The following is a 12,081-nucleotide window of genomic DNA, read 5'->3' on the forward strand; positions in this document are numbered from 1 at the left end:
TTCTGAATCACTATGGAAACCAAAAGAAGAAATGAAGATATATTTGATGAGGATAAAAGATTGAGACGCTTAGCTTTGGTTTTGCTAACAGTGTTTTCTGTAACTGGATTTACTGAAGAGACTTGCAACAAGGTTTCGAGTACTTGCACGGATAATTCATGCCGAACTATAAATGGGGTGGCAGTTTGTTTTTCAAATTCACCCAATAAGCCAGCTGGTGCGCATATTATCTCTGGGAATTGTTGGAATACGGTCACAAAGTATGATTGTTATGATAGTAATGCTTCTAACACTTGTGAGTCAGCTCCAATAAAAGGATGTATTTTAGCTACCAATAAGTGTTCTAAAACCAATTCTTCTGGTCAGTGTATCGAAAATACTCAACAGTACGTTTGCACAAAACAAAAATCGACAACCTATACTCCTACAACTCCAAGCTCCAACTGTGTAGTCAATCCATCTACTAAAGTTTGTAACTTGAAAATTGGCAGTTACTGTGTGGATGAAAATAAAGATTGGACTTGTTCAGTTTCTCAATCTGATTGTAATACAGATCCCAAGTGTAAAAAGGTTTCAGAAACTTGTATTGAAACTGAAAACGGAATTTGCACCACAATTAAGCAGGAATACACTTGCACAGAAACAGAATCACAATGTACCCAGTATCAAACAACTAACTCATGTACCAATATCACCTTAACAGAGCCCGCCGTTGATTCTCCCGCCCAAGATGGTTCATTTAATAAAGCTGTAGGTGCTTCCAATCTTATTGAGCAAATTAAAAATAATTCTTCTGGCAATCCTTTACGAGTTTTCCCAGGTTCTGAAATGCACTGTACCGAGAATGATTATTGCGGGTCAACTGGAACTTGTTGTTGTCATAAAGATGCAGATAAACACGGTAACTTCTTGGGCATGATTAAATGTTCTGATTCGGAGCAGGAACTTTACGCTAAAAGGAAAAAAGGTTTAGATGTTTATTTGGCAAGTGGATGTGTTGATGGAATAGGAGATCCTTTCGGGGATGGCTGTATGTACTGCACTGCAAAAAGGTGGTGGTACTGTACTTTCGATAACAAGTTAGCTAAAGAGGTGCAGGTGCAGGGCAGAAGACAGTTAGCCCAGCTTGCGAGTCAAGGTTATGGGGATGCAGTAAAGAAACACTTTAATTTTAGCTTTTACGGTTCAGGTAACAGATGGGTTGATATGGGAACTGTAAATGGTAATCGCATTTGGCGTTATCAATACGACACTTCGTGCAACTCAATCAGCCCCCCTTCCAACATGAATTGTCCTGCGATTCTTACAACTTATTTTGCAGTTTGTGATAACAATGGTTGTTCTTCTCCGAATGTTCCGCCACCACAAAAACAATCAGATGATCGGTTGAATATCGTTTCTGTTAATCCTTTGAATACTAAACTGACTACTTTATCTAAAAACGTCGTTGCAAATGGCGGTTGTGATTCCAATGGTAACTGTTCCTATGATATTTCTGCTTGGAAAGGCGGTTACTTTAAGACAGACCTTGCTTTTTATTTGAGTAATCCAACAGGTGCTGGTAGCTGGAGTGATCCAGTACAAATTCGAGACTTGGATATTTCTGCTTATACCTATGGGCAAAATGAAGATGCAAAACAACTAAAACTTCGTTATAGACCCCAAAATTCTAGCAAATATATCACGCAAACTTTGCCATTATCTATTGATCCAACGCCAGTAACATACATACCTAGCACTTCTATTCGGATTTATGGTTCATGTGATAAGGACTCGAATTATTGTTCATATACGCTTATTTCTCCTTTGGGTGCTTATGCTAAACCATTTTTAATTGACCGAGATAAAAGTGGTTGTTCTACTTCTGTAACGGCTGATTGTTCAGGCTTTACTATTGAACAGCTTTCTTTACTAGATTTTTCTAAGATGGATTTATCTAGTTTAGTAAGTGACCTAACTCCTCAAACACCAAATCAAACGGAAATGCAGCAGATTGCACAAAAACAAGTTGATAACAATCAAGTTAATTCTTCAACAGAAACAGGGGACATTGTCGCTTGGATTGATAAAGGTAATTGTATCAATTCATGTACAGTCAATCTATCAACTGTTCAGAACTGGCTGCCTGCTAACATAAAAGTAAAACAGGTTTCTATCGCTTGGGGTGATGGGGGAACCAATAGCGGAACCTATATTTACAATTTTAGTCATAACTACTCAAGAATTGGCAATTTTACGATTCAAGTGCACTTTACTTTAGAGAACGGGGATAAGCATTACGCTGAACTAAATGTTCAAGTAAAAGATAAATATGACCCGCCAACAACAGGTGCTACTCATGTTAGTTTGGAGGCTAAACCTTTATGGTAAAAAAAGTTTTAATCTGTTCACTTCTATTCTTTTCATTGTCTGCTACAGCAGATAATCAGAAGCCTGAATACGCAGGACAGAACTTAATGTTGAGTCCAATGGAAAGGGGATTTGATGCAGAGAAATATAAAAAAATGTTCTCGAATTCTCTTCCAAAATCTGAAAAGTTTGTTGAACCTCAACTGAAAAAATGGAAACAAAAATTTACTGCTGAAGCGGAAAAACCGAACGTTTATATCTTGATTTCTTCTTCAATGCCTATGGAGTTAATCCGTGCTTATGCGCTAGATGCAATAACCTACAACGCGCGATTAATTTATAAAGGAATAGACCCGAATCATCGTCTAATGTGGTTCGCAAAGCGCTACATTTTGCCTTTGAGAGGGAAAAAATTAGCGCCAACTGTTGATATTAATCCCGTCCCTTTTTCTCTTTGGAAAGTGGATTCAGTGCCTACTATTGTCTTTTCTAAAAAGGAGCCTATCTGTGGAGAAACATTTGACGCAGGTGGCTTTAAAGATTGTAAACCTGCACCTGAAAACACTTATTGGAAAATGTCTGGAGCCGTAGATGTGACTTGGGCTTTAAGGCAATTTAAAGACGAGGGGGCGCCAATTCCTGAAGGTTTTATACGTGATGGCGGAAAGATTAAAACTGCAAATCCACTCGATAAAGACTCTTATTCTGCCATGCTAACTATCATTGGTAACATGGGAAGCAACACTAAAGTTGACCCATTATCCGCTTGGGATTTCAAAAAATAGTCAATTTTTTTTATTTTTTTTATTTCTTGTCACTATTAAGAATTGGTAGCACTTTGGTGCCAACTTTGTTTTTTTTTAGGAGGAACATTTAAATGAAAAAATTGCTATCTTTCGTAACTTTGGGTGTGGCTTCTTTAGCCTCTTCTTCGGTATTCGCAAATACAGGTTATACCGCAGCGAGTAGTGATCCTTTCGCGGATTTTATGACCACTGTAGATGATTGGGCGAGTGGTCCATATGGTGTAGGTGTAGGTATTGCATCTATTCTAGTAGGCTCTGCAATTGCAGTTGGTAAAAATAGTCCAATGCCAGCACTAGCAGGGATTGGTACCGCAGCATTTGTTAAATGGGGACCAGGTGCAGTTAAAGGTCTAGTTACCGGTGCAACACTTTTAGGTTATGGTGGTTAAAAATGGGCGATAGCTCACGTTCGATCCCAACACGAGCAGATAATGTTGTCCCTATTCTTTTTTGGGAGCCAACAGAGTTTATTCTGATGGTATCCATATTGGGATTCTCTTTTTTGATCAATATGGTGATAGTAGGATTAATAATCGTATTTATTTTTATGAAAATCATGAAAGTTATGAGGCGCGGTAGTAAGAGAGGTGCTTCTCAACATGCGCTTTGGGCTTTTGGTTTGAATATTGATCCTATCCTTAAAAAAAGGTTCCCCAAACCTTATGAGAACGAGTTTATAAGCTAGTTTTTACAAATTTAGCATCGGTAGGATTCCGCCCTTTTGGGCGGTTCCATATAAAAGAAAATTTTAGGCAAAAATTTTAATAGGTAGATTTTATGGCACACTCAAGCTTACTTATCAATACATCTAAGTCCAAAAAGGCTTGGCAATTTAGCTCCATAGTCTTAGCCGTAGTTTGTCTTTTTTTGGGATATGCCCTTATAAAGAATTCCAATAATACGAAAGTAGTTATCCTTCCGTATTCCGCAATCAATCAAAATAAACCAGTATCTGTAACAGGCAAAATAAAGCAAGATGCAGCTTATTTATCATTATTGGCAGATGCTGATTTGTCTCTTCTTCTCAACTGGACACCTAAAACAATTGATCAAAGATTCGAGCTTTTAAAAACGAGATTGTCGCCCTTGGCGCTTTCTCAAAATCAGCAAAAACTGGAAAAAGATATAGATTTTTACAAGACTAATAACATTTCTGAAGTGTTTTTTGCCACAAAGAAATCGTTTCAACCACCTAATAAAGTAATCGTTTCAGGTGTTTTAACACGGTTCGCTGGCGGTAAACCCTTAAAACCTATTAATGCAAAGTATAAGTTGACTTACTCTCATGTAACTGGGGGTATTTATGTGATTGACTCTATTGAGGTGTTAGAAGATGAGAAGTAAGTTTTTATTAGCCTTAAGTGTCCTATTTATTTCTATCTCAAGCTCCGTTTGGGCAGAGGTACACGGTGTTTCTGTAGGGACGTACAATGTATTTAATACTGATTCTAAAATCTTGAAGTTGGTATTTCCGCCGTCTGCACCGATAGATGGCAAGCCTATTTTTAGTAAAGATCAGAAAACCTTCATGCTTCGCTTTAAGGAGAGTGCGGATGGTAAAAGAATTGATGGAGTAGTTGAAACGGAAACGGGTAGTTATACATTATCTTTACTTCCATCTAAAAACCTATCTCCCCAAGTGGTTCGCATTACAGGGCTTAAGAATCCTTTGCCAGAAGTTAAAAATAATACCAACCCAAACGCTGAATTTATTCCAGTGTTGGCATCTATTGCTCAAGGGGAAACCCCGAAAAGTTATCAAGAGAAGAAAGTTAATGAGATTATAGATTATGGTGATTTTTTAGCTTATCCCGTGAAGGCCTACTCAAATAATGAATTCGATGTTGTTAAGTATAAACTGGTACTTAAAAAGCATGTGAAATCACCAATTACCTTGGATGCAAGTCAGTTTTACCGGCAAGGTATTAGAGCTTCAATGCCTATGAGTAACTTAACAATTTCTAAAAACCATCCGGCCTATATTGTGTTAGTAAGTGAGGTGGTAGATGGCTAAAACAAAAGTTAAAACAAACTCCCAGAAAAAATCGGCAATTGAAAGAAAGTGGATATTTTTACTGGTAGGATTTGTATTTGTCGTTATTTTCTTAAGTGGTATTTTTGGTGAAAAGCCAAAGCCTAAAGAGAATAATGCGCCGATCATTGATTTATCACCAGAAGACTTGGATAAAAAAACCATTTCTGAGAAATTACAATCAGAAATCGATGTTTTAAGATCCAAAACAAATTCATTAGAACAGTCATTAAAGGAGCAAAAGCAGCAGCTATCTCGTCTTGAAAAAGATCAGAGAGAATCTTCACAAATGACGCAAAAAAACTTTAGAGAAATAAATAGGCGGTTGATCGATTTAGGGCAGAAGTTGGGTAGCATTCAGAAGCAAAAAGTTCAAATGCCAACGCCTCCGACCGTAAAGAAACCAATCAGTCAAAATCCGCCTCCTCCTCCTACACTTGCGGATGTAAAAAAACAGCATGATTTAAATTTACCTTCATTGCCGCCCAAAGCCATTGGGCTAGACAATATGAGGGAAGTTACCCAACCTTCTAACAAAAAGGCTGAATCTGTAAAAGCTGAATCAGAAGGTATTTATAGTCCTAAAAAAGAGGAAACACGAAATATTTTCCAACCTGAACAAACTGACACAGAGATTATTGAAAAGCCAAATAACTATGCAGGCTATTTAACACAAGGTTTTGTGCCCGGTGCGCTTCTAACAGGTGTTTATGCAAATACAGCATCTGTTTCTAAAAAGAATCCTGCGCCGGTCTTAATGCGCATTCAAAGTGATGCATTTTTAGCTGGCGATGCTCGATATAAATTGACAGGGTGCTTCTTAACAGGGGGTGCTTACGGTGATTTATATGACGAAAGGGTAAAAATTCGATTAGATACTTTATCTTGTATAGATAAAAAAACAGGGCATTTGTTAGAAGCTAAGGTTAGAGGCTTTGTAAACGATTCTGACGGCTACTTTGGCTTAAGAGGCAAATTAATTAACAAACGAGGTGCGATTTTAGCCAAAACATTGTTAGCTGGATTTGCTCAAGGTTTAGCGGAAGCAGGGCAAGGTGCATCAACGGTAACGGGTGTTTCTGCACTCACTGGGTTAAGTGTAGAACAAACCGCACAGTCTGCTGCTCTTAATGGCGTATCGGTAAGCGCAGGTAAGCTTGCCGACTTCTGGTTGAAAGAGGCTGAACAGATGTTTCCAGTTTTACAGGTAGGAGCAGGTCGAAAAATCACGATTGTCTTTGTGAAAGGTCAACAATTGCTTTGGAAAGATTACAAATCAACAACGGTTAAAGAGGTGAAAAACAATGGATAAAATCAACGTAAAGAATCTTCTAAAAAGTTCTGGTATGAAGGGTGTCATTGGATTTGCATTGGGTATGGCTGTCACAATGTATTTTGAGACTTCTTATTTCCAGAACCAAGAACAAAAAATTGTTGGAGAGGTACAAAAAATCCAAACAAAAGTCGAGCATGTGACACAGTCGGATGTTGATCAGGCGCTTAAACAGGCTCAAAAAGACTTCCCAAATACTCAATGGAATTATGCAAAGGTTTCTGATGTTCATCATGGAATCATTGAGCTTCACCCCAAAGGTGATAAGACGCCTTTCCTATATGACCCTATCCGAAAAATCTATTTTATTGGTCTAGTGATTAATCCGAAAAATAAAACTGCAAAAATCGCTGGGGGTAAGGTAAATGAATAAGACAATCAGCTTTTTACTGACTTCTGGCGTCTCTTTTTTGCTTATTGGATGTTCTTCATCTCCGGTATTTGATTGCCCTATGGGTAAGTCATGTGCGCCAATAGAGAAGGTTTATAAGTCGGCAAAAAATGATAAAAGTGTTGAAGGGTGGTCAACGTATAAAAAAAAATCTGATGAAAGTGAACAATCTTCATCAAATAATTTATGTGTAGATGATGAAGATGAATGTTTAACAAAGACAGAAAAACCTAAAGAAAAAAAATCAGTAGTTAAAGAGGCGTTATTGTCTCCTAAGCTTAAAGATGCGTTAAATGGGGCAGTTTATCACCCAGCAAAGCCATATCAAATCTGGTTGGCGCCCTTCAAGGATAAACACGGAATTTTATACTCCGGTAATTATGTTTGGATTACAACCCCTGCTTATTGGACGTATGCGGGTGTAAAAGTGCCATCGGCTAATGCTCAATGGAAAGAATCTGAAAAATTAGCGCCTGCTTATATCCAGAATTACACGCCTCCTTCTAACCCCTTACAGCAAGCAGCTGATGCTTTAAATAATAAGCAAGTAAGGAAATAAAAGATGATTAATACTGAAGGTTTAAAAGAAGCGGTAGCTCAAAAAGGTAAAAAGTTTATACATGATGCTATTAATTGGCTGAAGGTTGATCCACCATTAGACGAATCTACCCCCTATAAACTTTTGGAGGAGTTTTCAGAAAGACAATCTTTGCTATCGACTCTTTATTATCGAGATATAAGTAAAAATGGCTTGATTACCTTTGACGATGGTAAAGAAATCCGATTGGGCTTCATGCTTGAATTTATGCCGTTTCTGGTTGTAGGCACAGATGCTGAACTGCAAATGGAAACAATTATTTCAAGCGTAAAGGTGCCTGATGCAGTCATGCAGTTTGGCGTTTTGTCTCATAATTTTGTTTCCCCTACTCTAGTACGTTGGCAAAGAGCTAAAAAGAAATCTGGTGACCCAATGATTGATAAGATTGCGGATTTCCGGAAAAATTATTTTTTAGCCGCAGCCTATAAAACAAATTTAATATCGGGTACGCCATCCCATCCCAAAGAACATTCTTTCCTTCTTACAGTCACCTTTCCATACAAAGGGGATATTCATGATGAATATGAATGGCAAGAATTTCATAATATGGTACTCAATCAAAGAGACTCTGTTTTAGGGGTATTACAAGGTGCGAAATTACCTGCTTTTGCATTAGAAAGAGAGCATATTAAGTTTTATTTGCGCATTATGTTAAACCCTCATATTCCAGCGGATAAATTGGCTCGTGTACCCTATGATGAAGTAGGTGTGACTGATTTGGTTATGAAAAATAATCGGTTGACTGTAGATGAAGAAGGGATTTTAGAATTTTCAGAATCGGATGCAAAAAAGGAAAAAAAGGCTGTTTTGTGTATGACGCTTGATGGTTACCCAAAATCAACCTATTTACCGGGTACCGCTAAATTATTAGGTGACTTTAAAAGCGCTCATGAGAATATTCCTGATCCTTTTTGGATGTATCTAAACATTAGGATTTTAGATTCAGGTAAGGCTAAAGAGAAACTTGAAATTAAATTGGCGGGAGTGACACGACAATTGGTTTCTGATTCTCCTGCATACAAAGCATTAATGTCTCATCTTTTTGAGCAGCGTGATCAGTTACAAGGGCTCGTCGATTTAGCAAATGATGGTGCCTCATTGGTCACAACCTATATGGGGATGAATGTTTTTACCCAAAAAGAGAATGCGGCTAACTTATCAAAATCCATTTCAGGTATGTGGGCAGGTCATGGCTATCGAGGTAGCCAAGAGACGTTTATTTCCTTCCCTATTTGGTTTAGTTCCCTTCCTGGTCTCTTTTTCCCCAAAGCTGATCCTACAAACTTTAAAGGCTTACAAAGATCTTCCACTATGACCACAACCCATGCTTCCAGACTTCCGCCCGTTCAAGGTGACTGGAAAGGCACTAACCCAGAGAATGGGGGATTATTGATGACCGCAAGAAGGGGACAAATGGCTACCTTTAACATTATGGATAAGGCTGCTGTCCCTAACTATAACTTTGCGATTGTTGCCGCTTCTGGTATGGGTAAAAGTTTCGTTGCCCAAGAGATTGTTTCAGACTTTTTGTCAAAAGGTGGAATGGCGTTTGTCATAGATGCAGGTCGTTCATACTATGAAATGTGTGAGCTGTTAAATGGTGTGAACCTAGTATTTAATCCTAAAGAAGCCTTTGATATTAACCCATTCGCCCAAATTAAAGATGAAGTCGAATTAAAAGTAATGTTGGAGAATCTTAAAGAGTTGTTGGCATATATGGCTTGGCCACAATCTGTAGATTCTAAGATTCCCGATTGGGAGTATGTTTTACTTTCTCAAGCAATTGAAGAGTGTTGGCACGAAAAGAAAGAAAAAACGATTATACGTGATATTAGAGACTGGTTAGCTAGTCATGAAGACAAGCGGGCACACGATATTGCAGATCAATTGCGCCCATACGCTGAAGGGACGTTTGCACACTGGTTTGATGGAACAGGTAAGAAGATTAATTTAAATAACCGATTTGTGGTGATTGAGCTGGATGATTTGAAGTCTCAAGGGGCTTTTAGGGATGTTGTTTTAACAATGATGATGCAGAGAATTGCAGACATTATGTATAAAACAAAAGATCCTAGCCAACCTAAACTCATGCTTATTGACGAGGCTTGGGATTTGCTGGCATCTAACCAAGCGGCAGGATTTATCAACCGAGCTTATCGGACGTACCGTAAGTTTGGAGGCTCCGCAGGTGTTATTACTCAATCGTTCGGTGATTTTAAAATGTCAGAAGCAGCAAAAGCGGCTTGGGATAACAGTTCTTGGCTCTTTGCTTTGGGACAAAAAGCAGAATCGTTGCAGGCTGCATTTAATGAAAAACTATTGGTTGTGGATGACTTTACTAAGGATTTATTGAGCACGGTTCATACTATACCCGGTAAGTATTCAGAAATTTTTGTGCGCGCAGGTGACAGTGGACAAGGTGTCTATCGCTTTATTGTAGATAGATATACGTATTGGCTTTACACTTCTAATGGTGAAGAAAAAGCTAAGCGTAAACAGATGTTTGATAAGATAAAAAGTGAAAATCCAGATATGACCTATCAGGAAGCTATGGCAAAAGCCATCGCTACATTAGCGGACATGGACTATAAAGAATCGATCGGCAAATCACCAAGGGAGATAGTAAAAGAGTTAGGAATTGATTAGTTTTTTATTTTGAAATCACTATAGTTGTTGAAACTTTTTTAATAGACAATTTAGAGGTACTATTTATGTTGAACAAATTTATCTTACAAGGAACCATTGAAGATATTGACGCAAGAGAAACTGGTAACGCTATGATTTGGATTAAAACATCCAAAAAAGAAGAGGCAGAAATTACAAATGCTGCTATCCCTTCATGGTACACATCTATTATTCCAGTTAGATTCTCAAAGGAAACTTGGAACAATATTCTCAACCATAGAGCTAAAAAACTTGGTAAAAAACCGCATGAATTGAAAGATGAAGAAATCTTTTTGCCGGGTGTTGTTTATAACCTTGAAGGCTCAATTCAAGGTATTAAAAGATTAGTAGAAGGTAAGCCTTTCTATACCGCTGAAATCATAGGAGCTAGAATTTTTTCAGATGATGATTGATTTTCCTCCGGCGATACATGAGTGTGTAGCAGAGGCATCTCAACGTTATGAAATCCCCACTGCACTGTTATATTCAGTGATAAAAGTAGAGGGGGGTAAAGCAGGTACTATTTCTAAAAACAGAAATGGTACCGAAGATTTAGGTTGGGCACAGATCAACACTGTTTGGTTACCAACATTAAAAAAATATGGTATTTCAAAACAGCACTTGCTTTATGACCCGTGCGTAAATATAGGTATTTCTGCATGGATACTAAGACAAAACTACGCTCGTTATTACAATTGGGTGGATGCTATTTCAGCTTATAACGCAGGCTATAAACTCAAATACGGGCGTAAATATGCAAAAAAAGTCATTATGACATGGCATAAATTAAACAATAAATACAAGATGAAAAGCTACACATATTCAATGAATCCATAACAATTTGTTACGAGGTGGGAATGAATCAGCCTTCCCCTTCCCACAGTTCTTAAGGAGTATTACAAAGGACATATAATTTTTAGGAGTACCAATGAGTATTAAACTGAATTTATCAAAAAAAGAAAAAAATGTTCGCAAATCTATCGCTTTTAAAGAGACCCAAGCTAAATTATTAGATAAGTATATGAAATATCTTGATAGCATGGGGTATGAAGCAGACGTCAGTCAAATTGTTGGTCAAGTGGTAGAGAGGTTTCTAACATCTGATAAAGATTTTAAAGCTTGGCTGAAGAAAAAAGAGAAAGAAGAAAAAAATAAAGAAGATTCCAACGTTCAAGAACAAGAAGAAACTAACGAGTCCTACGAGCCTTATAACCATTAAATTTATCTCCTAAGCGAGCCCCCATAATGGGGGTTTTTTTATTTTCAAAACACTATTAAAACCAGTACATGATTAGATATTGGTTTATGAAAAAGACATTTTTTAATCTTATTGTTTGTAGTTTGTTTATTGCTTTCACTAGCATTGCATTTGCTTTATCCCCACAAGAAATGGCGAGGGGTGCTTTAAGTAACCTTAATTCAACTAACAGTTCGGTAGTTCAAGACACGTTAGGGGTATCAGGTGGCTCAAAGGGCAATGCTGGTAAAGGAAGTGGTGGGCTTGATATTACACGCACCTCAACAGGGGATATTCCTTGCCCAACATCTGATACAGAAAAAGGCAATGGTAATGTAGGGGGTGTGTCTTTTAAGTGCCAACAAAATAGTGGAGGGCGTCAACTTTCCTATTGCTTAAATCAAATAAATGGCTCTATCTGTCAAGATAATGATTATAAAGTCTTATCCGGAAGTTCAAAAAAGGATGGTGAAACTTCAATTGATGTAATTTCATGTGACGACAAATCATGTAATGTAAAAGTTTCTACAAGAAGAAATAAAGTTTATTCAGGTGATAATTTAGAAAATCAAGGTCAAAGTGCTTTAAACAATCAATATGGAAATAATAACTCTATTACAAGCATGACACTTGGAGCGGGTGTTTATGACCAGAATGGCAATCCAATTGTT

General features: G+C 37.6%; 14 protein-coding genes. All 14 read left to right on the plus strand.

What is annotated here, in order from left to right; genetic code table 11:
* The first annotated feature begins 12 nt into the window (after window positions 1-12).
* A complete protein-coding gene (traN, locus tag ACYQ05_RS08490) occupies window positions 13-2,370 on the plus strand; it encodes a conjugal transfer protein TraN (RefSeq protein WP_459820179.1) in 2,358 nt (785 codons plus the stop codon).
* Window positions 2,364-3,134, plus strand: coding sequence for a TrbC family F-type conjugative pilus assembly protein (locus ACYQ05_RS08495; RefSeq protein ID WP_459820181.1), 771 nt, complete (start codon window positions 2,364-2,366; stop codon window positions 3,132-3,134). Before traN ends, ACYQ05_RS08495 begins: the two co-directional genes overlap by 7 nt.
* Before the next feature lie 92 nt (window positions 3,135-3,226).
* Complete coding sequence (locus tag ACYQ05_RS08500) at window positions 3,227-3,544, plus strand: hypothetical protein (protein ID WP_459820183.1); 318 nt, start codon at window positions 3,227-3,229, stop codon at window positions 3,542-3,544.
* A 2-nt stretch (window positions 3,545-3,546) separates the two neighbouring features.
* The gene (locus ACYQ05_RS08505) at window positions 3,547-3,840 is read left to right on the plus strand and encodes a type IV conjugative transfer system protein TraL (protein WP_459820185.1); all 294 of its coding nucleotides are present in this window, start codon (window positions 3,547-3,549) and stop codon (window positions 3,838-3,840) included.
* A 92-nt stretch (window positions 3,841-3,932) separates the two neighbouring features.
* A complete protein-coding gene (locus ACYQ05_RS08510) occupies window positions 3,933-4,499 on the plus strand; it encodes a TraE/TraK family type IV conjugative transfer system protein (protein WP_459820186.1) in 567 nt (188 codons plus the stop codon).
* Window positions 4,489-5,169, plus strand: coding sequence for a hypothetical protein (locus ACYQ05_RS08515; RefSeq protein ID WP_459820188.1), 681 nt, complete (start codon window positions 4,489-4,491; stop codon window positions 5,167-5,169). The genes ACYQ05_RS08510 and ACYQ05_RS08515 overlap by 11 nt, the downstream gene beginning before the upstream one ends.
* Window positions 5,162-6,499, plus strand: coding sequence for a TraB/VirB10 family protein (locus tag ACYQ05_RS08520; protein ID WP_459820190.1), 1,338 nt, complete (start codon window positions 5,162-5,164; stop codon window positions 6,497-6,499). Before ACYQ05_RS08515 ends, ACYQ05_RS08520 begins: the two co-directional genes overlap by 8 nt.
* Window positions 6,492-6,893, plus strand: a complete 402-nt coding sequence (locus ACYQ05_RS08525; RefSeq protein ID WP_459820191.1) for a hypothetical protein — start codon at window positions 6,492-6,494, stop codon at window positions 6,891-6,893. Before ACYQ05_RS08520 ends, ACYQ05_RS08525 begins: the two co-directional genes overlap by 8 nt.
* A complete protein-coding gene (locus tag ACYQ05_RS08530) occupies window positions 6,886-7,470 on the plus strand; it encodes a TraV family lipoprotein (RefSeq protein WP_459820193.1) in 585 nt (194 codons plus the stop codon). Before ACYQ05_RS08525 ends, ACYQ05_RS08530 begins: the two co-directional genes overlap by 8 nt.
* A gap of 3 nt (window positions 7,471-7,473) precedes the next feature.
* The gene (locus tag ACYQ05_RS08535; protein WP_459820194.1) at window positions 7,474-10,155 is read left to right on the plus strand and encodes a TraG/VirB4 family ATPase; all 2,682 of its coding nucleotides are present in this window, start codon (window positions 7,474-7,476) and stop codon (window positions 10,153-10,155) included.
* Window positions 10,156-10,220: 65 nt separating this feature from the next.
* Complete coding sequence (locus ACYQ05_RS08540; protein WP_459820196.1) at window positions 10,221-10,586, plus strand: hypothetical protein; 366 nt, start codon at window positions 10,221-10,223, stop codon at window positions 10,584-10,586.
* Window positions 10,576-11,010: a lytic transglycosylase domain-containing protein gene (locus ACYQ05_RS08545; RefSeq protein ID WP_459820198.1), complete on the plus strand. Its 435-nt coding sequence runs from the start codon at window positions 10,576-10,578 to the stop codon at window positions 11,008-11,010. The genes ACYQ05_RS08540 and ACYQ05_RS08545 overlap by 11 nt, the downstream gene beginning before the upstream one ends.
* A gap of 91 nt (window positions 11,011-11,101) precedes the next feature.
* Entirely contained in the window at window positions 11,102-11,392 is a 291-nt protein-coding gene (locus ACYQ05_RS08550; RefSeq protein WP_459820200.1) for a DUF2274 domain-containing protein, read from the plus strand.
* 86 nt (window positions 11,393-11,478) lie between these two features.
* On the plus strand, window positions 11,479-12,081 hold a 603-nt coding region (locus ACYQ05_RS08555; RefSeq protein WP_459820202.1), incomplete at its 3' end, for a hypothetical protein.

Source organism: Galenea microaerophila (genome assembly GCF_054657255.1).

Excerpts from the sequence above, each read along its gene's own strand:
- traN (WP_459820179.1), top strand. The coding sequence starts at position 13 with ATGGAAACCAAAAGAAGAAATGAAGATATATTTGATGAGGATAAAAGA.
- ACYQ05_RS08495 (WP_459820181.1), top strand. The coding sequence starts at position 2,364 with ATGGTAAAAAAAGTTTTAATCTGTTCACTTCTATTCTTTTCATTGTCT.
- ACYQ05_RS08500 (WP_459820183.1), top strand. The coding sequence starts at position 3,227 with ATGAAAAAATTGCTATCTTTCGTAACTTTGGGTGTGGCTTCTTTAGCC.
- ACYQ05_RS08505 (WP_459820185.1), top strand. The coding sequence starts at position 3,547 with ATGGGCGATAGCTCACGTTCGATCCCAACACGAGCAGATAATGTTGTC.
- ACYQ05_RS08510 (WP_459820186.1), top strand. The coding sequence starts at position 3,933 with ATGGCACACTCAAGCTTACTTATCAATACATCTAAGTCCAAAAAGGCT.
- ACYQ05_RS08515 (WP_459820188.1), top strand. The coding sequence starts at position 4,489 with ATGAGAAGTAAGTTTTTATTAGCCTTAAGTGTCCTATTTATTTCTATC.
- ACYQ05_RS08520 (WP_459820190.1), top strand. The coding sequence starts at position 5,162 with ATGGCTAAAACAAAAGTTAAAACAAACTCCCAGAAAAAATCGGCAATT.
- ACYQ05_RS08525 (WP_459820191.1), top strand. The coding sequence starts at position 6,492 with ATGGATAAAATCAACGTAAAGAATCTTCTAAAAAGTTCTGGTATGAAG.
- ACYQ05_RS08530 (WP_459820193.1), top strand. The coding sequence starts at position 6,886 with ATGAATAAGACAATCAGCTTTTTACTGACTTCTGGCGTCTCTTTTTTG.
- ACYQ05_RS08535 (WP_459820194.1), top strand. The coding sequence starts at position 7,474 with ATGATTAATACTGAAGGTTTAAAAGAAGCGGTAGCTCAAAAAGGTAAA.
- ACYQ05_RS08540 (WP_459820196.1), top strand. The coding sequence starts at position 10,221 with ATGTTGAACAAATTTATCTTACAAGGAACCATTGAAGATATTGACGCA.
- ACYQ05_RS08545 (WP_459820198.1), top strand. The coding sequence starts at position 10,576 with ATGATGATTGATTTTCCTCCGGCGATACATGAGTGTGTAGCAGAGGCA.
- ACYQ05_RS08550 (WP_459820200.1), top strand. The coding sequence starts at position 11,102 with ATGAGTATTAAACTGAATTTATCAAAAAAAGAAAAAAATGTTCGCAAA.